We start from the raw sequence: 27,000 nt of genomic DNA on the forward strand, positions 1-27,000 counted from the left end.
TATTAAGGAGCTACTGTGACTCCGATCTCATTCATTTCTACTTTAGCAGTGGTGGCAGCAGGCGTTGTAGCCTCCAGTTTGATGAAACGCGCCTGTACGCCTTTGTTGAAAGTAACCGTTTGCGGCAGAGGATTGTGCATGATATTGCTAAACTCACCATTGGTCGGCACCTCCGCCCAACTCTTCCCATCCGTACTTACATAGAACTTATACCGGAAAGCCATTGTCGGTTTTGCTTCCGCCTTCAAGGGAGCGTATGTAAAGGCTGACAGCTGCACCATCTTTCCCAAGTCAATCGTCAACGGAGAAGCAGCCACCTGTTTCCATTCTTTACGAGGTAGGTTATTCCAACTTTCCGTCTGATTGTCTTCCAGCAACGGTGTTGCATAGAACGCACCGACCTGACTGATATGAGCCGTCAACCGGCATTCATTGATTTTCACTTTCAGTTGACTGGCCTTTACTGCCGGAAAACGCAGCAAACGTTTGTAACCTACGGTAGTACCCTGTCCGACTTCCTGCCATCCCTGTTCGGTCAACACCTCTACGGCAAAGGATTCAACCCGTTGTCCTTTAGCGATATCTTCCTGAAGCATTACCACATTGATTTCCGATTCCGGTTTCAAAGAATAAATCTTCTCACTTCCCGAAACCGCATTCCACTCTTTCCGACCTTTCACTACACGATTGTCTGCAAACACTCTTTTCCGGTAAGCAGCAAAATCTTTCAGTCGCTTCACATCGGCCTCGTGAATCAGCCCTCTGCGGTCAGGAGGAATATTCAATAAAAGTACTGAGTTATATCCTACCGATTGGAAATAGATATCCGACAAATGTTTCAACGACTTCACTTTCGTATCTTCTTCCGCATGATAGAACCATCCCGGACGAATAGAAACATCCACTTCCGACGGATACCAGAAAAGTTCCGTAGCCTCCGCCAACATCGAACGGCTTCCCAAATCTTTCGCTTTGCTGAATACGCCCAAACGTTTGTTATTTTCCTCCGAACGGGCATAAATACCCGGAGTAAGTACCGTCGCACTCCATTCGGTTTCACGTCCCAAACCTTTTTCATTACCAACCCAACGCACATCATCGCCCATTATTGCCATCACAGCCTTCGGTTGCAGACGTTGAATCGTTTTATAGAAAGCTTCCCAGTCATATACCTGCTTCTTTCCGTTCGGCCCTTCCCCATTCGCTCCGTCAAACCAAACTTCGTGTACCTCCCCATAATTGGTAAGCAACTCTGTCAATTGGCGGATAAAGAAGTCGTTATATCGGGGAGAATCTCCATAACATTCCGCATTACGATCCCAGGGAGAAAGATAAACACCAAACTTCATATCATATTTATCGCAAGCCTTGCGCAATTCCCTTACTACATCGCCTTGTCCATTTTTCCAAGGAGAAGAAGCTACGGAATGTTTGGTGGTAGCCGTAGGCCAAAGACAAAATCCATCATGATGTTTTGCCGTCAACAGCACCATCTTGAAACCGGCTTCTTTAAGGGTACGAACCCATTGTTCCGCATTCAGTTCGGATGGATTAAACAGCGCCGGTTCTTCTTTTCCATCTCCCCATTCACGTCCGGTAAAGGTATTAATACCAAAATGGAGAAAAGCAGTCAACTCCATTTGTTGCCAAGACAACTGCTGGGGAGTAGGAATTAATCGCGCAGCCATATCTACCTTTTGCTCCAAAGTTGCATTTTGAGGAAACTCAAGATGTTTCACATAATAATTCTCTTTTTTCTGCGCCTGTCCTGCCGGTTTCACCGAATAAAGAGTGAATTCAAAACTCTGTTTCTTTAACGGAACCAAATACTGCGGCAATACTCCGGGACCACAAGTAGCTGTTCCTACGCCAGCCTGTTCTGCATCCAAATGCACAGTCACCAGTCCGTCACGTTCCAACTCATTAATATGACGGGCTTTCTCCAATAATACATCCGAGAAAGGAACTATGCTAAACTGGAAAGGACGATTTGAATCGACAAAGATTCCTTCACCGGAACGATCAGTGAATTTCGTCCAACGCACATCTGTACGGTTACCGGTAGATTGCGGAGTGACATAATAGTGGAACATCCGTTCGGGCGTTGTCTGATATAAGCCGATCTTACCGGACTGGCCACGGTCGGCATACGTTTCATTGTCACCACGTCCCAGATAAGAAACTTGATCGTAAGTATCCGCCACACGGAAAGTCAGTCCCAGACGTGCCATAGACTTGACAATCGCTGTATCCGGTTGGAAAGTAGTACGTATCTTTAATGCGCCGTTCTTATCAAGCGTATAGATAAAGTCAGCAGTTCCCACTTTCTGACCTTTTGCATTAAGAAGCTCGATATCCGCAGTTGTCGTATTCTTTCCTTCTTTCAATGAGGTCACCTTTTGAGTCAGATTATCCAATCCCGCTTTACGCCACAGGCGAGCTCCGTTCTTGTCACGGTTATCATTATCCGTAGCCGGACGGAAAAGACTGAGAGTGATCGGAGTAGCCAACAGTTCCTTACCATCCAAAGCAAGAGAAGTAAGCGCTCCCGTTTCTTTATCCACCGTGAAAGTCGTCTCACCCGCTTTTTGCGGACGATAGCCCGTATAATTCTTATTACCGGCAATAACGAACTGATCGTATGCCACTTCCCAATCTTCGGCTATCATCGGAGAAGCTTCCCTACGTGTCCAACTAATATTCAGATAAGCCTCACGGACTGTCTTCGGCAGAAGCACATTTCCTAACGACACGTCTATGGTAGCGTGTGGTTCACAGTCTAAGACTTTCGTACCTTCTGCAATTTTCTCTCCATTATCAGCCGTCACATTCCAATGAAGTTCATATTCGTTCAGGTTAGAGAAGTCGTACCAGTTCTTGATACGAAGTTTCATGTTCTTCGGACTCAGCAGAGTTGCTTTTATATTCTGATACACTTTCTTCACTTCGAGCAGATGAGGATGTGGCTGACGGTCGGCATTCACCAGACCGTTACAGCAGAAGTTGCCGAAGCTCGGTATTCCTTCCGGTCCGTAATCACCGCCATACGTCCAATACCATTTGCCGTTCTTGTCTATTTCACGGAAAGACTGATCCACCCAGTCCCAAACATTACCGCCTTGTGCCATTGGTTCGTTTTCAAAAACATCCCAATAGTCTTTCAATCCGCCACAACTGTTACCCATCGCGTGCAAATATTCGCAAAGGATGAAGGGACGGTAAATATCCTTTTTCGCTACATACGCTTTTATCTCATCTACACTACGGTACATACGGCAATAAATATCCGTATTGTAATTCTGTTCGGCACGTTCATATTGAACAGGGCGAGTCTTGTCCACCGATTTCAGCCAGTCGTATGTACGTTCAAAGTTGATACCGTTTCCGGCCTCATTGCCCAATGACCAGATAACAATAGCCGGATGATTCTTCGAACGCTCATACATACGATGTGTACGGTCCATGTGCGCAGTCAGCCAAGTGCTGTCTTTAGCAAGAGAAGCAGGACCGTAGCCCATTCCATGCGATTCGATGTTAGCTTCATCAATCATATACAATCCGTAACGGTCGCAAAGCTGATACCAATAAGGATGAGTAGGATAATGAGAATTGCGTACCAGGTTGATATTATGCTCTTTCATCAGTTTAATATCCAGTTCCATCAGTTCCTTGCTTACGGTACGTCCCAATTGGGAATGTTCGTGACGGTTAGTCCCCTTTACCAATACCGGCACACCGTTGATACAAAAACGCCCGTTCTTGATTTCCGAAGTACGGAAACCGACTTCACAGCCGGTCAGTTCGGTTACTCTCCCTTGTACGTCTTTCAGTTCAAGCACCAATGTGTACAAATTAGGATATTCGGCACTCCACGGTTTTACATTAGGAATCTTCTTCTCTTCAAATGCTATAAAATTACTCAATCCACGGGATTTGATATTGATAGCATCCTTCAGAACAGCTTTGCCGAAGGTATCCTTCAGTGTATAAGTAATCGAGCTTGCCGTAGAAGACGGACCTTCTACCGTCACTTCAAGTCCGAAAAGTCCGTCTTTATACGTTTCCTTATCCAAAGAGGCATTCAGTTTGTAGTCGGCGATATATTGTTTTGGGGTACTGTAAAGATATACATCCCGCTCGATACCGCTCAAACGCCACATATCCTGACATTCCAGATAAGCACCCGAACTCCAACGGTAGACTTCCAAAGCTACTACGTTCTCTCCTTCGGTCAATACCTCTGTTATATCCCATTCAGCCGCTGTTTTCGAACCTTGATTATATCCGAGCAATTTACCGTTCACCCATACATAATAGAAAGAGATTACCCCCTCACAGCAAAGTACTACCCTACGTCCTTTCCAATCGGCAGGCACTTTGAAAGTACGGCGATACGAACCGACTTCATTCTCGGCATGAGGCACTAACGGCGGATTCTTCTTGAAATTGAACATCTTATCATCAAACTCATACGTCTCATTGACGTAGATAGCTGTTCCGTATCCCTGCCGTTCCCAATTTCCGGGCACATTGATGTCAGCCCAACCTCCTGTATAATAAGAAGGTTGATAAAAGTCTTTCGGACGGTTGTCCGGGTTCTTCACCCAATGGAACTTCCATTTCCCGTTCAAGGACATATAATAAGGAGATTGCTCATAGCCTCCCGGCTTCTCAATATCGGAAGCATTGGCATAAGGCCATACATAAGTGTGAGGAGCGAGTTTATTCAGTCCTACAGCATACTGGCTTTGCCATTCGGGCAACAGCTGTTTCTGTGCCGAAGCAAAAACAGTAGCAGTCAGTCCTGCCAATAAGAGTAAAAAAGTTCGTTTCTTCAGGTTCTTCATGGTTATTGTTATGACTATGTTGTACTATTCAATAATGATCTCATCAAAATATACTCTCGATTCCTGTCCCGGACGAACATGGTCGACAGGACATTCCCCCGCTCCATTCACCGTTACACGAATATACCTTGCCTCCGTTCCTTTCATATCCATAGAAAGGTCTTCAATATAGGTGCCTTCACGGAATATTTCTTCAGGAGTGTAGTTCAATCCGGTTACGTCACGATAAGATTTATTGTCGTCTGATACAGCTATACGTATTGATTTCGGTTTATGTACGCCCATACCATAGTTCGTGATACAACCGATTGTAAAAGTATTCATTTTTTCCTTCTGCTGCAAATCTATGGTAAAAGAAATAAGGTCGTTCTTGTCCCAACAGCACCATTCAAAGTCAGTCTGTTTCAGGCTGCCACGAACACCATTGAGCATAAGCATCTCATTCTGTTTATTTCCAAGTATCATCTTAGCGGTCGCTTTGTTCCACGTAATCGGTAATACAAGCGTCTTTCCCATCTGCACACCTTCTGCAAAGGTAGCACATTTAATGAGTTGAGTCCCTGTTACGATCAGTGAGTCTGAATACACAGAAGAATTTGCCGCAGGTTCACTGCCGTCGATAGTATAGCGAATCTCTACATCGGGACGAATACATTCCAGATTTAACTTCAACCCACCGTTTTCCGGTGTTACTTTATGCTGGATATTGTACATCGAACGGGCATAGACAATACCTTTTTCTGCAATATGCCCGTTATACCGGTCCATAGCTTGCAGGAACGAAGCCCAATCTTTCTTTTCCGGTTGTGTCCACGCTACTTCCGCCACCGCTGCCAAACGAGGGAACAAAAGATAATCCACATCTTCCGGTTTATTACAGAATTCCGTCCACATAGAACCTTGTACCCCCATCAGTAATGAAGCATATTCCGGTTTCCAGTCTTTTTGTACCGGTTCATAGTCATATACATCTTTCAATGTATTATTGCCGAAATATGTCAAAGGTTCGAACCATTGCGGCCCTTGATAACGAATCAGATACATGATACGTGCCGGAGTCATAATGAAACGGTGTCCCTTTTCCGCAGCTTTCAGTGCAGCCTTGCCATATCCCTGCCAACCAAGAATAATAGAGCCTTCCGGTAAGAAACTACTGTTAGTCAGTTCATCCCAACCAATCACTTCACGACCTTTACTACGTACATAGTCACTTATCCGCTGCATAAAATAGCCTTGAAGGTCTTCTTCATTAGCCAAGCCTTCTTTCTTCATACGTGCCTGGCACAACGGACATTTCTTCCAATGTGTCTTTTGAGCTTCATCGCCTCCGATGTGGATATAACGGGAAGGGAATAACTCCATAATCTCATCCATCACATTCTGCAAAAAAGTGAAAACGCTGTCATTTCCGGCACAAAAGATGATTTCTGAGTTTCGCCCTCCCAAACCGGGCAATACACCGATATAGTCCTTCACTACCGGACAAGCCAATTTCGGATAAGCCGTCAATGCAGCGTTACTATGGGCAGGCATATCTATCTCCGGCACAATCTCTATCTGGCGTTCGGCCGCATAAGCCACCATTTCCTTTATATCTTTTTGCGAATAGAAACCTCCTATCGGAGTCGGTTCTCCAGGCTTCGGATTACGCCGGGCCGGAAACGGAACGTCCATACGATCCACTCTCCATGCACCAACCTCAGTCAAACGAGGATACTTCTTTATTTCTATGCGCCAGCCGTTGTCATCTGTCAGATGGAAATGCAGTTTATTTATTTTCAACATCGACATACAGTCAATGATACGCAAAACGTTCTCTTTAGGAATAAAAAAACGCGACGCATCCAGTAACAAGGCACGGTACTCAAAACGGGGTTCATCCTGAACATTCATGGCAGGAATGCTCCACTTATCTTTTTTATCCGACAGACTTTCTCTTTCGATAGATGCGGGAAGTAATTGCCGGATAGTTTGCAAAGCATAAAAGAATCCCTTATCACCGGAAGCCTTAATGATAATTTCCTTTGGAGAAACTTCCAATGAATATGCTTCGCTCTTTAAAGAAGCGTCCGTTACAAACCGAACATCCCCCTTTTCCGTAGCGCCCACAACCAACTTGGGAGTAAAACCGGCTGCATTGGTAAATCGGGAAATAAGACTGGCTGCCACTGTCGCCTGTTCCTCATTCTCCACCACAAACACAGTTTTGTCTGAGAAGAGATAGTTGCCACTGCCCGGCACCAAATGTGCCGGACGTGGAACCAAGGGTATGTCATGTGTCAAGTTAGTATCAGTACATCCCGTCGTAATTGGTAGTAAAAAACCTATCAATAAGATAAAGATATATTTAATCATGCTGATGTATTTTATTTATTCTTTGTCTCTGTCCGGTGAAAAGCGAACAGGATCATTGTATTGTTCTTGCAACTTTTGCAATTCTTCTTTCAGTTCGTTCACTACGGATTCATATTCAGGTTGTCCGTAAAGGTTGTGCATTTCGGTCGGATCTGTCTTCATGTCATACAGTTCCCACCAATTAATGTCATTGTAAAAATGAATCAGTTTATAACGTTCTGTACGCACTCCATAATGGCGTTTTACCATGTGTTCTGCCGGATATTCATAGAAATGATAATAAAGGGCTTTTCTCCAGTTTTCCGGCTGTTCTCCTTTCAATAAAGGAACCAACGAAACTCCTTGAATATCCGACGGTATCTCCGCTCCTGCCAATTCGAGGAAAGTCGGTGCATAATCTATGTTCTGTACCATTTCAGTAATATCTCCTCTACGGTCGAATCCTTTCGGTAGACGCATTATCAAAGGAGTACGCATGGACTCTTCATACATAAAGCGCTTATCGAACCAGCCATGTTCGCCCATATAGAATCCCTGGTCGGAGGTATAGACAACAAGAGTATTATCCAACAGTCCTTTTTCTTTCAGATAGTCGAGCACACGACCTACATTATCATCAAGAGATTTCACAGTTTTCATATAATCACGCATATAACGCTGGAATTTCCAGTTGGCAAGTTCCTTACCTTGCAGATTTTGCTTATAGAAATCTTCTATAATCGGAGCATAGAATTTATCCCATGCGGCACGTTGTCCCTCGTCCATCCGTCCCAAGAATTTCTCATAAAGAGATTTCAGACGTGAATTTTTATCCGGCCGCAACATTTTAAGGTCGTAGATCATATCCATATCTTTCACGACACTCATTTCCTGAGCAGCCGCTGCAGGACGTCCTTCATAGTCGTCAAAGAAATTATCCGGCAATGGGAAAGTTTTATCTTCGTACAAAGCCAAATTACAAGTATCCGCCATCCAATTACGATGAATAGCCTTGTGATGAATCAACAAGCAGAAAGGTTTCTCCGGGTTGCGCTTGTGTTCCATCCAATCAATGGCATTGTCCGTTATAAGATTGGTGATATATCCATGTTTTTGAATCGTATCATTTTCTTGTGTGATGAAATCCGGATTATAATAATCTCCTTGTCCCGGAACGATTTCCCAATAATCAAATCCTGACGGCAAACTCTCCAAATGCCATTTTCCTACCAATGCAGTCTGATAACCGGCTTTCTGCAAAAGTTTTGGAAAGGTTTGTTGGGAACTATCGAAAACACAAGTCGTATTATCATAGAATTTATTGGCACAGCTATGTTTACCCGTTATCATACAGGCACGGCTGGGACCACTTAACGAATTGGCTACAAAACTTTGAGTAAAACGGACGCCATCGGCAGCAATACGGTCAAGATTCGGCGTTTCCATATAGCGAGTATCATAACAACTCATCATCTGAGCCGTATGGTCGTCTGTCATGATATAGACAATGTTCAGGGGAGGCTGTTCAGCAGGCTTTTGTTTACCGGTGCATGAAGCAAAAGAAGCAAGGGTAGCTACTCCCGCTAAAGAATAGAATAAGTTTGATTGCAGATTTTCCATAATAAATTTGTGTTAGATTGAGAAAGCAAAGATAGGGAGGGATCCCTATCTTCACTTCCACAAATCATTAATTAAATTCCAATCAACGCCAATACTTCACTATTTAATAATAAGTATGCGCATTAGGATTATGCAAATTTATGTTAGTAGGCTTAGAATAATTGTCATTCGAATAATAGCGGATCCAGTCTATCTCCATACGAGGAGTCTCCTGATTTGTCTTACTAGCCTCATAAGTAATTGTAGAAAATCCTGAATCCCAACCTACCGGTGGAATGTCAGTATACCCCAACGCCCACTCACTAGGAGCACCTAATGTTAATAAATAATGAAAGCCTAACGGATTCCTTTCCAAATTAAACGGCCACTCAGAGGAATCACCTCCCAAATCAGCTGGTGTAACTACTTTAGTTGTTTTACCATTAATACCCATTTTTATTGTATGATCATCAACAATCTCTACCCAATAAATATTCCACTGATCCATTTTACTAATACTATTCTGAGTCGTTGGATTCTTGTAAGTGCCAGTCACCTGATCTCCCATATGTATGGTCTGATGGATATAATTCATTCCAGTAATATTACCTGCCGGATTTTCCATCACATCAATCTCTCCATACTTTGGCCATGCACTATAAGGATCGGAGGGCTGACTTTGCGTATTTCCTTGCAACCAAATAGCAGCATTAAAACCATTTTTATTGCCACGAATACGGGCACGTGTCTCAATTCTTGTTCCTACCCCAATCCATGTATGTTGAGGAGCATATGCTCCTTGCATATTAAATTTACCAGAGAAACATGCAGAAAATCCATAGTCTTTTTGTCCGCTACCTCCACCAGTCGCATTCATTTTCTCTTTTACAGCCCACATTTTCAGATGTCCTTCATCAGTTACATCTGTATACCTATCATTATTAACCGCCATAAACTTCTGGACCATTGCTGTACTCTGCGCTCCAAATCCTAAAACAGGACATACCCCATTGGAATTCTTCGCAGTACGACACTGTCCGTCAATAGCGTGAAACTCCATCGCATTCACAAACTTCCAACCTTCTGCAGCCAAACTCTCATTAGGGTGAGGTGTTCCAGACTTTATGGACAAGGCTTTTTTATTGCCCCACCATTCCTTGAACTTACCTGCGTTTTTCTCCGAATAGAATGGCATTTCAGGAGAAGTATATACATAACGTTCATCTTCCAATTCAGAACCAAGCGGAGTGTCAATATCCTGTTGGGTCAAATTCATTTCTTCAGACAACAAAGGATGATGAACAGATTCGGAAGTAAACTTGAAAGTCAATTTCCTGTCTCCAAAAGGGTAACCGTCTGCCAACATAGTAATAGGTTCGCTTTCCACTGATAACTCTCCAGCAGCAATAGTTAACGTAGACGGAAGATTCTCATAAAAATCACTTTCTCCGGCACCTGGAGTAACAGTAACTACTATATCCTCTTTAGCAGGAACTTCCACTTTCATTTGCAAGATAAATGTATCACCTTCCTTCACCACCAAATCCGAATTTCCTTTAATTGAAATAGTTGTACGGTAATAGTCAGACACTTTGACCACCTGTTCAGAGCCATCCATTTTATATCCACGAGCAAAAGCTGTTAATGTCGCCAATACTGACTTTGTAATGCCGGATGATTTCACCGGTACAGATATTTCCAATTCTGTTTCTCCTTTTGGAAATGTTACCATCTCCGGAAAATTATTGAACACCGCTTTAGATACATCCGTTGTTCCCTCCACAGCAGTCAAATAAATATCAAAATCCTCGTTAGCAGCCAAACCTGCACCCTGTTCGTCTTTCACACTGAAAGTCATATTTAAAGTTTCTCCCATTACCAATGTATTACTCTCCAATGCTAATGTTAGAGGAACCGGTTTAGGAAGAGGAGCGATCTGATCATCATCCTTACATCCTGTTAAAAGCATTGCCCATATACCCAAAGGCAAACATGCGTATAATATATTTTTTATCTTCATCGTTTTCATTCTTTAATAAGTCCTATTTCATTCCGTCTTTTCCCATCCGGGGTTCTGTTGTAACTGCTTATTCAGTTCAAGTTCGTCCGGTGGTATAGGTAACAAATAATCACGATTTGGCTGGAATTGATAACCACGCGGCAAATATTCTTTCAAAGGATCCATCCATCCTTCCTCATTCGTAGAAACCAACTCCAATGATTCCTGTGCCGTTGGAGAAAAGCTCTGATAAAGTACTCCATCAGTACCCAAATAAGCACCCAAGCCTCGTTTTCCTTGAATCAATTTATGGGCTGCCCAACGCATCAAATCATCTTGACGGAAACCTTGGAAAGCTAATTCAGCACGTCTTTCTCTACGAATTTCCTGCATGACAGGAGTCAGTTCGTAACCAAAATCGGTAAAATTGGGGTCAATTGCAGAAGGACGAATGTAAGTTACACCTGCGCGCTCACGCAACGGCTTCAAGGTTTTATTTAATACATCGTCGTTGCAAAGTTCCAATTCTTCCGCAGCTTCAGCATAAGAGAGCAGTGCCTCCGAATAGCGGAACAGTATGATTGCTGTCTCACTGTTACCTTCTACAAAAGTAGTATCTATACCCAAACGAATATGGAATCCGGTTACATTCTTCCCATTACCATCCCCATTAAGATTTGGAGAATAGATATCCTTATTTTTTTCCTTTATTTCCTCATCAGTTCCAGTATTATCATAAACTCTCACATTCATAGGTTTGGCTCCTTTCAAAGTAGAACGAAACTTTGCCCCTGTATTCATTACCGATTGAATTAGACGCAAATCGCGTCCTTCGAACATACTATTGAAGTTTTTATATTTCCCGTCATTGGGATTAATAAATGTACCATCCCTATTCAGATAATTATCTATCAATGATTTAGACACACCTGCCGGTCCGTCATTATCAACAACTCCTCCTCCCAATAATCCGCCAAGATTGTGGAAGGTCCCATCTGCTATGGAATATTTCTTCCAAAAAACCGCTTCTGTTATTTTACTAAGGTCAGATTTATTGAACAAATGTGCAAAAGCGTCTCCCTCATTCACAGACTCATTATCCGTATCATCTGTATTCAAACTTAAGCCTGTCTCAAATAGCTTATTTCCCCATTTCATTACTTCTCCAAAAAAGTATTTCGATTGATCCTCTTTAGAGAATGCCGTACCTTTATGGTATTTTTCCCATGAACCTTCATATAATGCCACACGCATTGCCAGTATCATAGCAGCTTCCTGATTGATACGCAGACCACTATATTTACTTCTCGGCTGAAGCAATCCTTCCGTTGCCGTATTCAAGTCTTTCAAAATGAATTTCGCCACATCTGCACGGGTAGCAGCAGGAATCTGCAATCCTTCAACCGTTGCATTTTCATCCCAAAGACAATCCATCAACGGAATATCTCCAAAACGGGTTAGCAGGTAGAAATGCCAATAGGCACGAAAGAAATAAGCCTCTCCTTTAAGAGAACGAATATCCTCAGTCTCTTCATTTTCAGGTACACAATAATAATGAAAGAAATAATTGACATTACGCAAATTTTGGTATCCTTTCTGCCATTCGGACGAACCGCTGAAAGCATTATACTCACCATTCAGACGCAAGTCATACTTCTCTGCCAAAATGTTATCACTATTCTTTTCTTCACCTCTCACTCCCATTCCGTACTGAGAAGGAGTAGGAAGTGCCATATATAAACCGTTAATATAGTTTTCCACTTGCGCACGGCTACACAAATACTCTTCGTTATTTGGTTCCGTTAAAGGCTTCCTATCTAAAAAATCAGAACACGCAGACAACATTATTCCAGTAAAAGCTGTCAGCAGAATATATTTTATTTTCATATCTTTCTTCCCTAATTAAAATGTAAAATCAAGTCCAAATACAAAGTTCCGGTTCATCGGATACACCTTACCATTACCGTTTTCTTTAGCAGGAGAAGTCAATCCCGGAGCAGATTCATTACTACCACCTGCCCATGTATTCACCTGATTTAATGTTTCAGGATCAAACTGTTTCGGTAATTTTGTAATAGTGAACAAGTTATCACATGTAAAGTATACTTTCAGATTCTCAATTCCTATATGGCGAAGCATTTTCTTATTAAAGGTATAAGACACCATCAAGTTTTTCATACGCATATAAGCGGCATTCACCAAATAACGGGAGTTATTATAAGCAGAGTTTGCTTGATAATCAGGTTTATTAAACTCTGTCAAACGCGGCAAGTAACCATTTGGATGATCAGCATTAAAATAATCCAAATGTTCCTTGAAGAAGTTCTTTCCACCAAAGAGATAAGTACTTCCAGCTAATGGAAAATCTCTTTTAGCAACTCCCTGTAATAAGGTAGACACTTCGAATCCCTTATATCCTAAATTCAGATTAATACCGAACGAATATTTCGGAGTAGCATTACCGATTACGCGTAAATCACCATGATCGCTCAAAGTTCCTTTTCCTGGATCCACCTTTCCGTCGCCATTTACGTCCAAATATTTCAAATCACCGCGCTGCCATTGACTGTTAGGTTTGAAAAAGCTAAGGTCAACATTTCGTATATAATCATCAATTTCACGGTTGCTCATAAATAAATCATCAGCCTGATATCCCCAAATCTCACCAACATCCATACCTTCATAGTAACCCTTATTGGTATCCAATCCTGTATGATTATTATAAATAAGTCCTTCCGGATTATTATATTTAGTCACAACCGCCTTATAGTTAAACAAGTTGAAACCAACCCCATAACTAAATCCACACTTCAACTGATCATGCCAATTGACGGAAAGTTCCCAACCACGATTGCGCAATGTAGCGTTATTCACTTTCGCGCGATCAGATGCAGCTATACCTCCAATGGACGGAATAGCTTCTGCTGGACCAATCATATCATGAGTGGTACGCTGATATATGTCCGCAGTAATAGAAAGACGATTATCCAACAACATCAGATCAAGACCTAAATTAGCGTTATCCACTTTTTCCCAAGTAATATAAGGGCTTACCATTTTAGGAGTTTTTGCTATCGTACCCTTAACAGGAGTAACGTTAACACCCGGAAGTATCCACGCATTCGGTTCGGCTGCTACTAGCGGCATCACCCCGATATAGTCATAATATCCAGCCCCATTTTGGTTACCCAATCGGCCATAAGAAACACGCACCTTCAATTGAGAGAACGGCAATTTCAGTTTCTGAAAATAATCGGTACGGGCAATATCATAACCAGCCGAGAAAGAAGGAAAAAATCCCCAGCGATGTCCTGGAGCAAAACGGGAAGAACCGTCATAACGACCACTGACTTCTAAAAAATAAACATTCTGATAATTCCAGTTCAAACGGGCATAGGTACCCATCGTTGCCCAATGCGTACGATTATCACCAGCATAGAGAGTTCCGTTCGCATTTGCAAATGAGAATATATCATCACTCAACATTCCATCTTTATAAGTATAACCATTTGAATTTTCCTGCAATTCCATCTGGTAACCCGCCATAGCCTTGAAGAAATGATCTCCCCACTGATGGGTATAAGAAGAAGAGATATTCGGAGAAAGATAATAATTAAAAGCATCACCACGAGTATATGACCCCCATGCAGAATTTTTCCAATGCATACCTGGATATTGATACCCTTGCGTGCTTCCCGTTACCGTATAAAATTGTCCATTAGGATTTTCATACATAGGCTTTCCACGTTCGAAACTGTTCTTCTCCACATCCAGACGAACTTTCATCTCACCGACAATCTCCCATCCCTCTAATGGAGTAATAACAGCAGAAAAAGACATTGCATCTGAAATACGATTCTGATTATAATGAGATTGCTTCAAACGTAGGAACTCGTTCCAATCAGGAAGATTATATTCCGAATCAACAGGAAGGACTGTCGGACGATTAGGGAAAGAGTTAGCTATCGTTCCATAAAAAATAGTCTGATTAGCTAACGGACGCTTAATAATATTCAGCGTCATATTATTATTAAAATTAAATTTCAACCATTCATTTGCCGTTATTTGGAATTTGGTATTTACATTATACTTGCTCAGATTATCCTCTACCTTATCCAACAAACCTTCCTGATAAGTATATCCCATACCTACATAATAGTTGAACTTATCTGAACCACCAGTAATATTGAGATTATGAGAATGGCGGATAGCCGATTTCTTAAAATAATAATCAAACCAATCAGTATTGGCATAAACTGCATCCTGTGAACCTGCCCATCCGGTTCCTTGCTGATTGGGTTCTACCCCTGGAAATTCTGCAGAATAAGGATTTGCCATAAATCCTTCCATTTTTTCAATGAGTTTATCAGAGAAAAGATGCTTCACTCCCATATTATCGTTACGTTCATTAACATAATGAGCAAACTCCAAAGAATTCATCATTTCCGGCATATTGATAGGAGAACTAAAACCTACGGTTCCACGATATGTAATCCGTGTTTTTTCTTTCTTACCGCTTTTGGTCGTTACCAAAACAACACCGTATGCAGCACGGGCACCATAAACAGCTGATGCCGAAGCATCCTTCAACACACTAATACTTGCAATATCGGCAGGATTCACATTTTGCATGCTCTGTTCTACTCCATCCACTAATACATAGGGGTCACCACCATTAATAGATCCGACACCACGAATATTGAATTTTATTTCAGCACCCGTTTCACCACCTACACCACTGGAAGTCGCATCTGAAGCAAAATTTAAACCCGCTACATTACCTTGCAAAGCACTAGTCAGATCGGAAACCGGACGATTGACAATCGCCTTTTCATTCACAGTAGCTACCGCTGCCGTAATAGTATTACGTTTTTGTTTGTCCATTCCTACAACAACGACTTCATCAAGTACCTGAGCATCTTCTTTCAGTACGAAACGATTTCCTTCAAGCTTTGTTACTTTTACTTCGAGAGGAGAAAAACCTACATAAGAAATGGTCAGCACACTTCCCACTTGTCCTTTTAAAGAGAAATTTCCATCAATATCAGTTATCGAACCCTCTTGTGTTCCTTTCAACATGACCGTAGCACCGATAACAGTTTCACCTTTATCATCCACTACTTGTCCTTTAATTACTTGTTGCTGTGCAAACACTCCTGAAGGAAATAACAAGAGTAATGTCAAAAGCACAACAAAGCAGCTTTGTTTTTTCATAAGCTTCTTTTTTTTCATAATATTACATTAATAATAAAAAGACTTTATTTATTAGCTAACAAAAATAAATCTTAAACTTTGGTTGAAAGAATATCCCGATATTTTATAGCGGGTAACTCTTTACGACTACAAAAATAGGAAGCTTCTAAAAATGGAATGTTCCAAAATCGCTATTTTATATCCAATTTTGTCTAAAATCGTCCATTTCATCGGATAATACGAGTTGTTTAGACATTTTTGGATACGTATATAAAACAAAATAGGAAAGGCGAAAATACCCTTTTTGAGCATTCCCGCCTTTTCTTTTTTTATTTCTACTTAAAGTAATACTTTTATAACTTCTCTATTTCATCTACTGTCAATCCCGAAGATTGTGAAATAACATCTATTGAAACCCCTGCCTTCTTTAAATTACGCGCAATCTCAATTTGCTTATTTCTTTCCCCTTCGGCACGTCCTTCCAAACGTCCCTCAGCACGTCCTTCTGCACGTTCCGTGAATATATTATCTCTCAAAATAACAATATTATCCAAATGTCTATAATAAGCATTGAGTTCTTCCTTTGTCATCCGATCCAATTTCAATCGCTGGCGTGCCTCGTTCAATCCCGGTGCAGTAGCGTTATCGGGAATATCTCCTGTATTCAGATAGTAAATCCATTCTTCAAGCGGACTTCTTGCTACTTGATTGAAATCATTCACTTTCAATATATAATATTCCGGATAAAGTTGGCTGACAGTATCCACTTTGAAAGTTTGTTTTTGGAATGGAGTCAGTTTTAAAACATCCCCTTGATGAATTCCGCGAAATTCCGTTTTACCATGATATACAACATCTTTACCGCTACCTAAAGAGAAATAGACGATATTAACGCTATACACTTTACGAACTTTGTCGTAACCTTCTCCACGATTTATGTATTCGGTAACCAACTTAGATGTTCCAAATAACATACGCTGGAAATAAGCATATTCATTATTGTTTTGAACTTCTATTAAAATAAGCTCACCTTTAGAGTTTTCGGCAAGCAAATCCACACGATTATATTTATCGTACTCATCTTCTTGATTACTTTCACTCTCCAATAATCTCTGAATAAGGATTGATTCCCCTAAAAGGGTAGTCAAAAAACCTTCCAGTACGGCAAAATTAGCTTTATTACGCAATAAGCGTTTCATTGCCCAACCGAAACGAATATAATTACTTGCCATTTGTTCGCCTCCTTTTTCTATTTCTGTTTTCATTATAACAAAGGTAAAGGAAATATGTTGGAATCCCAAACAAATACAAAAACTAAATTAGCCAAGCTCATGTTATTCAACCCAGCGAACAATATTATTTGCCGAAAGACCTTATAAACTCCTCTGCCTTAGCAAGTGTTTCCGGTTTACCAATATCAATAAGTTGCAGATTTTCCACCGGATAACCAAAGAAGTTCGTTTGTCGACAGGTGAAGAGATAAAAATCCATGATAGAGAACTTTCCTTCCCACAGGGGAACTTCCATTAATTGGAATATAGCAGGTGAAAGTACATGAATGCCACTGAACGCATATTCTTGGAACAATGATTGTTCATATTGAAAACCTTCGGGTTTCACTTGACCTGTATCCTTGTTTATCCATCCGCAAAGTCTCTTCTCCGCATCGAGAAGCAGATAACGTGAAGTTTTACGTTGGCTTACCAATAAAGTAGCCAAACCATCAGTCTGCAAATGATAATCATAAAGTTCTTTCAAGTCCACATTCGAAAGAATGTCTACATTGTGTACAAGAAAAGGCTCATCGGAATTCTCAAAAAAAGAACTGGCTTTCCGGATTCCTCCCCCTGTATCAAGTAGCACATCACGTTCATCGGAAATATGGATAGTAAGTCCAAAATTGTCATTCACTTTCAGGAATTCAAGTATTTGCTCGCCAAAATGATGAATATTAATTACTATTTCAGTAAAGCCGAATGCTTTCAGCTTCAAGATAACGTGCTCCAGCATAGGACGCCCGGCTACGGGAACAAGAGCTTTAGGCATAGTATCCGTCAGCGGTTTCAACCGACTTCCCAAACCGGCCGCAAATATCATTGCTTTCATAACGATCTTCTATATAGTTGCTTCAAATGTATGTTTTATATTCTGTTCGCGATGTACTAATTCCACTTTAACCCCAAACTCTCTATTCAGACGTTCCGCCAAATGCTGCGCTGAATAAACGGAACGGTGCTGTCCTCCGGTACAACCGAAGCAAACCGACAAATTACTGAATCCGCGTTCCATATAACGTTTGACGGAAGCATCCACCAAAGCGTAAACATGGTCGAGAAAACGAAGAATCTCACCGTCTTCTTCCAAGAAAGTTATCACAGGCTCATCCAATCCGGTAAAAGGCTTATAACGTTCGTATTTTCCTGGATTATTCACTGCACGACAATCGAATACAAAACCTCCACCATTACCTGTCGGGTCATCAGGAATACCTTTTTTATAGGCAAAGCTCATTACCTTGACCGTCAGTTGACGCTTCTCCAAATCATCTGTAAACTGTTTCAGTCCGGTCAATTCACGCAACATTTTGCAAAGATACGGGTATTCCGGATATTCCTCTTTAAGCAACTCGCGCAAATTTGCGATAGCGTATGGAACACTCTGGATAAAATGGGGCTTTTTCTCGAAATAGCCGCGAAAGCCGTATGCCCCTAACACCTGCAAAGTACGGAAAAGTACAAAATGACGGAGCTGACTATAAAAATAAGACTCATCGATTGGTTGATATTTGCGAAGAGCCTCTATATATTCCTGTAACAATTCTTTCCGAAGGCTATCTGGATATTTTGCTTTGGCTTGCCACAAGAAAGAAGCAATATCATAATAAAACGGCCCTTTTCGTCCTCCTTGAAAGTCAATAAGCCAAGGGTCTCCATCCTTTATCATCACATTGCGACTCTGAAAATCACGATACATAAAAGTAGCGGAAGAACTACGGAGCAAAACATCACTCATTTTCTGGAAATCATCCTCCAGCTTATCTTCCTGAAACTCCATTCCGGTAGCTTTAAGGAAACAATATTTGAAATAATTCAAATCCCAAAGTATGGAACGCTGATTGAATTCCGACTGGGGATAGCAACGGGAAAAATCAAATCCATCAGCTCCGGCAAACTGAATGGCAGGCAACAGACGGATCGTTTTACGAAGCAACTCTTTCTCTTCTTCGGAAAATACACTGGTAGCACGTCCTTTCTCAATGACGTGAAAAAGTAAAGTTTCTCCTAAATCCTCTTGCAGATAATACATTTTATCTTCCGACACAATGTGTACTTCGGGAACAGGAAGCCCATTTTTGCGAAAATGTTCCGCCATATAAAAGAAAGCTTCATTCTCATCAACAGAAGTTCCATATACTCCAATCAGTGTTTGTGTTCCTGTCAGCCGGAAATAACGGCGATTTGAACCGGAGGAAGGTAATTCTGTTATATTCTCAGCGGGAACTCCCGTATATGACTGATAAAGTTTCTGTAGTTCTTCGGTAATCATAGTTACATATTTTCGAGCAAAGATAGGAATTATAAACAAATAATACTACCTTTGCTTTCGTTTAACTGACCTAATCTCATGAGAATAAAAATCTTTATCCTACTATGTTTGACAGTTATTATGCAGTTTGCCGGTGTCACGCACCTAAAAGCTAGCCATTATTACTATAAACAGCTCTCCTTAAAAGATGGGTTGACTTCAGCCGTGAGATGTATCCTGACAGACAAACAGGGATTTGTATGGATAGGAACGAAGGCTGGAGTAAGCCGATATGACGGACATGAGCTAAAGAAATACGTCCATTCCCCAAACAATCTTCATTCGATTCCCAATAACTTAATCCATCAGATTGCAGAAGATGAAATGAGCAATATTTGGATTCTGACCGACAAAGGAATAGCCCGCTATCAACGTCAAAGTGATGACTTCTTCTTACCTACGGATGAAAAAGGTAATCCTATTATCGCCTATTCAACCTGCCTGACCAAAGACGGGGTATTGTTTGGTTCTAAAGACAAAGTATACTTTTATAGTTATCAGGATTCTTCTCTTCGCCTTCTGCAAAAGTTGAATAAAGGGAGTAATTTTAATATCTCTTTACTAAGCCTATGGAACGAACATACTGTCCTTTGTTGCAGCCGGTGGCAAGGTCTTGCTTTACTGGATCTGAAAACGGGAAAGCATCGCCTTCCGCCTTTCGATTGCGGAAAGGAAATCATGAATATGCTGATCGATTCACAAAACAGAATCTGGATCACCCCTTACAATGAAGGAATAAAATGCTTCACCCATAACGGAGAACTGGTGAAAGCCTATACTACTCACAATTCCGACCTAAGCAACAACGTCGTTTTAAGTCTTGCCGAACGGGAAGGAAAAATATGGATAGGAACAGACGGAGGCGGTATCAATATCCTTGAACCGGAAACAGGACGTTTATCCTTGCTGGAACACATTCCCGGAGGTGATAACTATTCACTTCCCGCCACCTCTATCTTTTGTCTCTACAATGACCGGAACAATAATATGTGGGCTGGAAGTATCCGCAACGGATTGATCAATATCCGGGAAGTTTCCATGAAAACCTATACGGAAGTCCTGACGGGCAGCAATCGTGGATTAAGTAATAATACCGTACTCAGTCTTTATCAGGAATCGAACGACCGCATCTGGGTGGGCACAGACGGCGGAGGTATTAATCTCTTTAATCCTATCACAGAGAAATTCACCCATTATCCATCCACTTGGGAAGACAAAATCGCTTCCATTTGTCCATTCACTTCCGGCAATCTGTTAGTTTCCATTTTCTCAAAAGGAATATTCGTATTCAACCCGGCAACAGGTAAGAAAACACCATTCATGATTATAGATTCGGAAACTTCCATGCGTCTCGGAAAGCGGGGAAAGACAGTCAATTTATTTTCCAATAGCCCTCATAGCATTCTGTTACTTGGAGACCATGTCTATCAATATGACTTGAAGAAGCACACTTTCAATATTGCAACCGAACAAGAAGGACTGGACATTATCGGCACTTTCTTACCCATAACAAATTATGGGAATTATACTTATCTGAACGACATAAAGCACATTTATCGGTTGGATAACCGCACCAACCAATTGGAAGTTCTGTATCAATGCTACAAGGACACTATTATCAATTCTGTTTCATTAGATGAACATGGTCATTTCTGGATAGGAAATAATTACGGGCTGTTTCATTATAATCCCGATGAAAAAATACAAACTCCCATATCTACCTCCCTTTTCTCGGAAGTCACATCGATTGTGTGTGACCAACAAGGAAAAGTATGGATAGGAACCAATAATATGCTGTTCGCCTGGCTAATCAAAGAACAGAAATTTGTGCTTTTCGGCGAATCGGACGGTGTCATTCAAAACGAGTACCTATCCAAACCCTGTTTGTTAAGTTCACAAGGCAATATCTATATGGGCGGAGTGAAAGGATTATTACACATCAATAGTACCCTACCCTTAATCACTACCGAAATACCCCAACTTCAACTATCGGATGTCATCATCAATGGTGAGTCCGTCAACGATAAGTTAAACAATAATCCAACGAGTATTTCCGCTCCTTGGAACAGCAATATAATCATTCGGATCATGTCAAAAGAAAAAGACATCTTCCGACAAAAAGTATACCGATATCAAATAGAAGGACTGAACGACCAACAAATAGAATCATACAACCCTGAACTGGTGATACGTTCACTTCCTCCGGGAAATTATAAAATCACAGCGTCCTGTACAGCAAAAGATGGTAGTTGGATTCCCAATCAACAAGTATTAGCATTGACTATTCTTCCTCCCTGGTACCGCACGTGGTGGTTTATCCTTAGCTGTGCGGTTCTCATTACTGTCGTTATTATCGAGACTTTCAGAAGGGCTCTGAAACGCAAAGAAGAAAAGTTGAAATGGGCGATGAAAGAGCATGAGCAACAGGTATACGAAGAAAAAGTACGTTTCCTCATTAATATCAGCCACGAACTACGCACACCGTTGACATTGATACACGCTCCACTTAGCCGGATATTGAAATCACTCTCTCCTGAAGAGCCGCAATATCTGCCCATAAAGGCGATTTACAGGCAGTCACAACGGATGAAGAATCTGATTAATATGGTACTTGACGTACGAAAAATGGAAGTGGGTGAAAGTAAAATACAGATAAAGCCTCACTTCCTCAACCAATGGATAGAACACATCTCACAGGATTTCATCAGTGAAGGAGAAGCTAAAAACGTACGTATCCGATACCAACTGGATCCGCAAATAGAAACGGTAAGTTTCGATAAAGACAAATGCGAAATTATTTTGAGCAACTTGCTTATCAATGCATTGAAACACAGTCCGGAGAATACGGAAATCACTATTATATCAGAATTGCTTCCTGAAAAAGACAGAATACGTATCTCTATCACCGACCAAGGAAGCGGTTTGAAGCAAGTCAATACACAAAAACTTTTCACACGCTTCTATCAAGGCTCCGAAGAACAAAACGGAACTGGAATCGGACTGTCTTATTCAAAGATTCTGGTTGAATTGCAAGGTGGTTCCATCGGCGCATACGACAATCAGGAAGCAGGTGCGACTTTCTTCATTGAATTGCCGTTAAGACAAGAATCAGAAGAAATCATCTGTCAACCGAAAGCCTATCTGAACGAACTGATGAGTGACGACAGCCATGAACAAGCACCCGGCAATGATGATTTCGATACAACTCCATATACAGTTTTAGTTGTAGACGACAATCCGGATTTAACAGATTTCCTGAAAAAATCGTTGGGAGAATACTTTAAACGGGTAGTGATAGCTTCGGATGGTGTAGAAGCCCTTCAACTTATCAGAAGCCACACTCCGGACATAATTGTCAGCGATGTAATGATGCCTAGAATGAATGGATATGAACTCTGCAAAAGTATCAAGGAAGATATCACAATCAGCCATATCCCTATTATTCTGCTGACGGCAAGAGACGACCAGCAAAGTCAATTAAGCGGTTACAAGAATGGAGCGGACGCCTATCTGACAAAGCCTTTTGAGATAGAAATGCTTATGGAAATCATTCGTAACCGATTGAAAAACCGTGAGTCTACCAAGAAAAGATACCTAAATGCCGGAGTAATCCCTGCACCGGAAGAAAGTACGTTCAGCCAGGCAGATGAGACCTTCCTGCTCAAGTTGAATAAGATCATTCAAGAAAATCTAGACAACAGCAGTTTGGATATAGCCTTTATCTGCAAAGAAATCGGTATGAGCCGGGCTTCACTTTACAATAAGTTGAAAGCCCTGACAGATATGGGGGCTAATGATTATATCAATAAGTTCAGAATGGAGAAAGCAATAGCATACATTACCGGAACGGATATGACATTTACAGAAATAGCTGAGAAAGTCGGCTTCACCACTTCACGTTATTTCAGTACAGCTTTCAAACAATATACAGGGGAAACTCCCACACAATACAAAGAGAAACGAAAAAAGTGAATATTCACCGACTGTTGACACAGTCACCGGAATATTCACTTTCCTATAATCAGTAATCAGGCAATAGTAATTGCCGGATCAAGATAAACATCCTGGATAGCATTCAATAATTCGACACCTTTATTCATCGATTTCTGGAACGCTTTACGTCCGCTAATCAACCCCATACCTCCGGCACGCTTATTGATTACGGCTGTAATAACCGCATCACGTAAGTCGGAAGCTCCGTGCGACTCACCACCGGAATTGATTAAACCGACACGCCCCATATAACCATTGGCAACCTGATAGCGACAAAGATCAATCGGATGTTCCGAAGCCAGTTGGGTGTACATACGTTCATCCGTCTTACCGAAACCTATTGCTTTGAAACCACCATTATTCGTAGGAAGTTTTTGTTTGACAATATCTGCTTTGATCGTAACTCCGAGACGGTCGGCCTGTCCGGTCAAGTCAGCAGCAGCATGATAATCCACACCATCTTTCTTAAAATCACTATTACGCAGATAACACCACAGGATAGTGGCCATCCCCAATTCGTGAGCATACTCGAAAGCCTCAGCGATTTCCACCAATTGGCGACGACTTTGTTCCGAACCGAAATAGATAGTAGCACCGACAGCCGTAGCTCCCATATTCCATGCTTCTTTCACTGTACCGAACATCACCTGATCATACGAATTAGGATAGGTCAGCAATTCATTGTGATTCAGTTTAACTACAAACGGAATTTTATGGGCATATTTGCGTGCCACCGCTCCCAGAATGCCGAATGTAGAAGCGACCGCATTACAACCACCTTCAATAGCCAATTTCACAATGTTCTCCGGATCGAAGTAGATAGGATTCGGAGCAAAAGACGCTCCGGCAGTATGTTCAATATCCTGATCTACAGGAAGAATGGATACATAACCGGAATTAGCCAAACGCCCATGTCCGAGAATAGCTTGCAAGCTGTTCAGCACTTTTATATTACGGTCGGAATCAATCCATATTTTATCTATCGTATCGGGAGAAGGCACATAAATCAAAGACTTATCAATAGTCTTACAAGTGTGATCCAGATAATATCCGGCTTTATCTCCCAACAAATCAATTACTTTACTCATAACTTTACTTTTTTAAATATACAACACTTTATTTCTTCTTTCCTTGATTGGCTACCGCTTCCATCATTTTTTTGATTTCTTCCGCATTTCCAAGAAAATAATCATTGGAGACATTCAGGTTCTCGTCAAACTCGAATACATAAGGAACGGCAGTAGGCAGATTCAGTTTTACAATTTCCTCATCAGAAATATGTTTCAGATGTTTGATGATACCTCGCAGACTGTTACCATGAGCCACAACCAATAAAGTATGGGCTGTTTTCAGGTTGGGAAATATATCCGATTCCCAATAAGGCATAATACGTTCAATGGTATCTTTCAGTGATTCGGTACGGGGAAGTTCGGCATCGGGAACTTCATGATAACGGTAGTCAAAACGCGCATTCCGCAGGTCACTTTCCGAAAGCGGATTAGGGGCAATATCATAGCTACGACGCCAGATCAGCACTTGTTCTTCACCATATTTCCCGGCAGTTTCCGCTTTATTCAATCCTTGCAAATCGCCATAATGCTTTTCGTTCAGACGCCAGTTCTTTTCAACAGGTATCCAGTCGAGATCCATTTTATCAAGTACACAATTCAGCGTCTTGACAGCTCTTTTCAAGTAAGAGGTATAGGCTTTATCGAAATTGAAGCCATACTCCTTCAATGTCTCGCCTGCTTTCTCAGCTTCGGCAATTCCTTTTTCGGTCAGATCGACATCTGTCCAACCCGTAAAGCGGTTTTCTTTATTCCAAGCACTTTCTCCATGACGAAGCAATACTATTTTTTTCATTTTTATTGGTCTCCTTTCTTCTTTAGTTATATATAGAACAGTTTGTTTCGCTACAAAGTTCACCAAAGAAGAAGGAGTTGCCAATACCTAAAAATGCTGATTTTATTCTTTCATCGGTTTCTCATCAAGAAAATACGGTTTGTAATTGTATCGGGAAGTTCTGATTCATAATGTGTCACCATAATCATCGTCTTATCTTTGCGTTGGCAGAAAGCCTCAATCACTTTCTTTACCCGGCGACGATTATAGGTATCCAATCCATGAAGCGGTTCATCCAGAATCAGCAGTTCCGGGTCTTTGACGAAAGCTCTTGCCAGCAAGGCCAAACGTTGTTCTCCACTGGATAGTTGCAGGAATGGTTTATCTTTTAAATCTGCAATACCGAATATATCCATCCACCACTCACAGATAGCCATCTGTTCCGGTTGAGGACGTTTATACAGACCGATACTGTCGTGCAAACCACTGGCCACAATCTCAATAGCCGGCAAATTCTTGAGATAGGCACGATGCATCTCCGGACTGACATAACCGATATGTTTCTTGATTTCCCAAATACTTTCTCCCGTTCCCCTTTTCCGCCCGAAAAGACTGATATCACAGGCATACGACTGCGGATTATCTGCACAGACCAGACTCAACAGGGTCGATTTACCCGCTCCGTTTTCCCCACTTAATGCCCACTTCTCACCACGACGAACTATCCAGTCCAATTCTTTCAGGATAGTACGGTCATCATAACGAATACTCACCTTATTCAATTTCACGACTTCATCCGAGTCGTAGGTATTTCCGTCATAAGGCAAATCGATAATCCGTTTCTGCAACTCCTCAAAAGAATCAACCGTATCTCTGTCATGAAAAGCTTTCAGATAAGCCTCACGTGCCATTTTAGGAAAGACCTCCATCTTATCCACAGGAATGACATGAGTAATAAACGAAGGTATATCATCCAGCATAGAAAGGACTAAGACGATCTGCACCGACGACATCTTTGTCAAACGCTCAAGCAAGGAGAACAATAATTCGCGGGTAGGTGCATCCAAACCGATGAACGGATTATCCATAATCAGCACACGAGGTGCTGTCAACAGAGTTTTAGTGAGTTGGAACTTACGTAGTTCACCACTGGAAAGTAAAATTATCTTTTTGTCAAGAAGAGGTTCGATATGGAAGAGTTCAAACAATTCATTTTTCAGCTTGTCGTCTTTGATTTCGCCCAACATATCACGAACATCCGGTACTTCATCCTGATCATGAGCATTCCAACGCTGCTGATAGTAGTAATTGGTATCGGCTGCCCCATAAGTATCACGGAAAGCAATATATTTCACATTATCATAAACAGTCTGAGTGACCGAAGGAGAAAAATCATATTCAATCGTTCCCTCACGCAAAGGATATTTTCCTATCAAAGTATCTACAAAAAGACTTTTACCACCACCATTGGGACCTACAATAGCTATGTGTTCATTCGCTCCGATAGTTGCCGTGATGGGTTTGGCTAAACGCACAAGCGGGTTGCGTGCTACGCCCCCCGCCATACTAAATGTATTTTGACTCATATTCTTATATTCTGTTTAATTA

13 protein-coding genes and 1 pseudogene are annotated in these 27,000 nt (G+C 41.4%); 1 reads left to right on the forward strand and 13 read right to left on the reverse strand.

Annotated features, from left to right (window positions below; genetic code table 11):
• Positions 1 to 2: 2 nt before the first annotated feature.
• The 10 genes and pseudogenes from ACNOGP_RS19915 to ACNOGP_RS19960 form a co-directional block, all read right to left on the reverse strand.
• Positions 3 to 1,781 (reverse strand): alpha-L-fucosidase, encoded by a 1,779-nt coding sequence (locus tag ACNOGP_RS19915; protein WP_336314528.1) that lies wholly within the window; start codon positions 1,779 to 1,781, stop codon positions 3 to 5.
• Positions 1,776 to 4,847: pseudogene (locus tag ACNOGP_RS19920) on the reverse strand (glycoside hydrolase family 2 TIM barrel-domain containing protein); the annotation flags it as partial. The gene ACNOGP_RS19915 and the pseudogene ACNOGP_RS19920, both read right to left, overlap by 6 nt.
• 24 nt (positions 4,848 to 4,871) lie before the next feature.
• A complete protein-coding gene (locus ACNOGP_RS19925) occupies positions 4,872 to 7,202 on the reverse strand; it encodes a family 20 glycosylhydrolase (protein ID WP_418213539.1) in 2,331 nt (776 codons plus the stop codon).
• A 15-nt stretch (positions 7,203 to 7,217) separates the two neighbouring features.
• A complete protein-coding gene (locus ACNOGP_RS19930) occupies positions 7,218 to 8,801 on the reverse strand; it encodes a sulfatase (RefSeq protein ID WP_272720920.1) in 1,584 nt (527 codons plus the stop codon).
• 103 nt (positions 8,802 to 8,904) lie between these two features.
• Positions 8,905 to 10,800: a DUF5006 domain-containing protein gene (locus tag ACNOGP_RS19935; protein ID WP_418213540.1), complete on the reverse strand. Its 1,896-nt coding sequence runs from the start codon at positions 10,798 to 10,800 to the stop codon at positions 8,905 to 8,907.
• Positions 10,801 to 10,827: 27 nt separating this feature from the next.
• Complete coding sequence (locus tag ACNOGP_RS19940; protein ID WP_418213541.1) at positions 10,828 to 12,666, reverse strand: RagB/SusD family nutrient uptake outer membrane protein; 1,839 nt, start codon at positions 12,664 to 12,666, stop codon at positions 10,828 to 10,830.
• 15 nt (positions 12,667 to 12,681) lie between these two features.
• A complete protein-coding gene (locus tag ACNOGP_RS19945) occupies positions 12,682 to 16,011 on the reverse strand; it encodes a SusC/RagA family TonB-linked outer membrane protein (protein WP_418213542.1) in 3,330 nt (1,109 codons plus the stop codon).
• A 314-nt stretch (positions 16,012 to 16,325) separates the two neighbouring features.
• On the reverse strand, positions 16,326 to 17,237 hold the full coding sequence (locus tag ACNOGP_RS19950) for a PD-(D/E)XK nuclease family transposase (RefSeq protein WP_418213543.1): 912 nt from the start codon (positions 17,235 to 17,237) through the stop codon (positions 16,326 to 16,328).
• 91 nt (positions 17,238 to 17,328) lie between these two features.
• Complete coding sequence (locus ACNOGP_RS19955; RefSeq protein ID WP_182505661.1) at positions 17,329 to 18,078, reverse strand: nucleotidyltransferase family protein; 750 nt, start codon at positions 18,076 to 18,078, stop codon at positions 17,329 to 17,331.
• Positions 18,079 to 18,087: 9 nt separating this feature from the next.
• Positions 18,088 to 19,518 (reverse strand): phosphotransferase, encoded by a 1,431-nt coding sequence (locus tag ACNOGP_RS19960; RefSeq protein ID WP_418213544.1) that lies wholly within the window; start codon positions 19,516 to 19,518, stop codon positions 18,088 to 18,090.
• Between the two features lie 78 nt (positions 19,519 to 19,596).
• Between ACNOGP_RS19960 and ACNOGP_RS19965 the strand changes: the two genes are divergently transcribed.
• The gene (locus ACNOGP_RS19965; protein ID WP_418213545.1) at positions 19,597 to 23,529 is read left to right on the forward strand and encodes a hybrid sensor histidine kinase/response regulator transcription factor; all 3,933 of its coding nucleotides are present in this window, start codon (positions 19,597 to 19,599) and stop codon (positions 23,527 to 23,529) included.
• A gap of 56 nt (positions 23,530 to 23,585) precedes the next feature.
• Here ACNOGP_RS19965 and ACNOGP_RS19970 read toward each other — a convergent pair whose 3' ends face one another.
• The 3 genes from ACNOGP_RS19970 to ACNOGP_RS19980 all read right to left on the reverse strand — a co-directional run bounded on the left by ACNOGP_RS19970 (position 23,586) and on the right by ACNOGP_RS19980 (position 26,978).
• On the reverse strand, positions 23,586 to 24,638 hold the full coding sequence (locus ACNOGP_RS19970) for a class I fructose-bisphosphate aldolase (RefSeq protein ID WP_143866701.1): 1,053 nt from the start codon (positions 24,636 to 24,638) through the stop codon (positions 23,586 to 23,588).
• A gap of 28 nt (positions 24,639 to 24,666) precedes the next feature.
• Positions 24,667 to 25,413 carry a 2,3-diphosphoglycerate-dependent phosphoglycerate mutase gene (gene gpmA / locus ACNOGP_RS19975; RefSeq protein WP_186967003.1) on the reverse strand — a complete coding sequence of 249 codons (747 nt, stop codon included), beginning with the start codon at positions 25,411 to 25,413 and terminating at the stop codon, positions 24,667 to 24,669.
• Positions 25,414 to 25,523: 110 nt separating this feature from the next.
• Positions 25,524 to 26,978: an ATP-binding cassette domain-containing protein gene (locus ACNOGP_RS19980; protein ID WP_186967004.1), complete on the reverse strand. Its 1,455-nt coding sequence runs from the start codon at positions 26,976 to 26,978 to the stop codon at positions 25,524 to 25,526.
• Positions 26,979 to 27,000: the final 22 nt, after the last annotated feature.

Origin of the sequence: Bacteroides difficilis (genome assembly GCF_048319815.1) — a bacterium.
Lineage (GTDB): Bacteria > Bacteroidota > Bacteroidia > Bacteroidales > Bacteroidaceae > Bacteroides > Bacteroides zhangwenhongii.

What these genes read in the sequence shown, in the direction of transcription:
- ACNOGP_RS19925 (WP_418213539.1), bottom strand. Translation starts at nt 7,202, where the DNA reads ATGATTAAATATATCTTTATCTTATTGATAGGTTTTTTACTACCAATT.
- ACNOGP_RS19930 (WP_272720920.1), bottom strand. Translation starts at nt 8,801, where the DNA reads ATGGAAAATCTGCAATCAAACTTATTCTATTCTTTAGCGGGAGTAGCT.
- ACNOGP_RS19935 (WP_418213540.1), bottom strand. Translation starts at nt 10,800, where the DNA reads ATGAAGATAAAAAATATATTATACGCATGTTTGCCTTTGGGTATATGG.
- ACNOGP_RS19940 (WP_418213541.1), bottom strand. Translation starts at nt 12,666, where the DNA reads ATGAAAATAAAATATATTCTGCTGACAGCTTTTACTGGAATAATGTTG.
- ACNOGP_RS19945 (WP_418213542.1), bottom strand. Translation starts at nt 16,011, where the DNA reads ATGAAAAAAAAGAAGCTTATGAAAAAACAAAGCTGCTTTGTTGTGCTT.
- ACNOGP_RS19950 (WP_418213543.1), bottom strand. Translation starts at nt 17,237, where the DNA reads ATGAAAACAGAAATAGAAAAAGGAGGCGAACAAATGGCAAGTAATTAT.
- ACNOGP_RS19955 (WP_182505661.1), bottom strand. Translation starts at nt 18,078, where the DNA reads ATGAAAGCAATGATATTTGCGGCCGGTTTGGGAAGTCGGTTGAAACCG.
- ACNOGP_RS19960 (WP_418213544.1), bottom strand. Translation starts at nt 19,518, where the DNA reads ATGATTACCGAAGAACTACAGAAACTTTATCAGTCATATACGGGAGTT.
- ACNOGP_RS19965 (WP_418213545.1), top strand. Translation starts at nt 19,597, where the DNA reads ATGAGAATAAAAATCTTTATCCTACTATGTTTGACAGTTATTATGCAG.
- ACNOGP_RS19970 (WP_143866701.1), bottom strand. Translation starts at nt 24,638, where the DNA reads ATGAGTAAAGTAATTGATTTGTTGGGAGATAAAGCCGGATATTATCTG.
- gpmA (WP_186967003.1), bottom strand. Translation starts at nt 25,413, where the DNA reads ATGAAAAAAATAGTATTGCTTCGTCATGGAGAAAGTGCTTGGAATAAA.
- ACNOGP_RS19980 (WP_186967004.1), bottom strand. Translation starts at nt 26,978, where the DNA reads ATGAGTCAAAATACATTTAGTATGGCGGGGGGCGTAGCACGCAACCCG.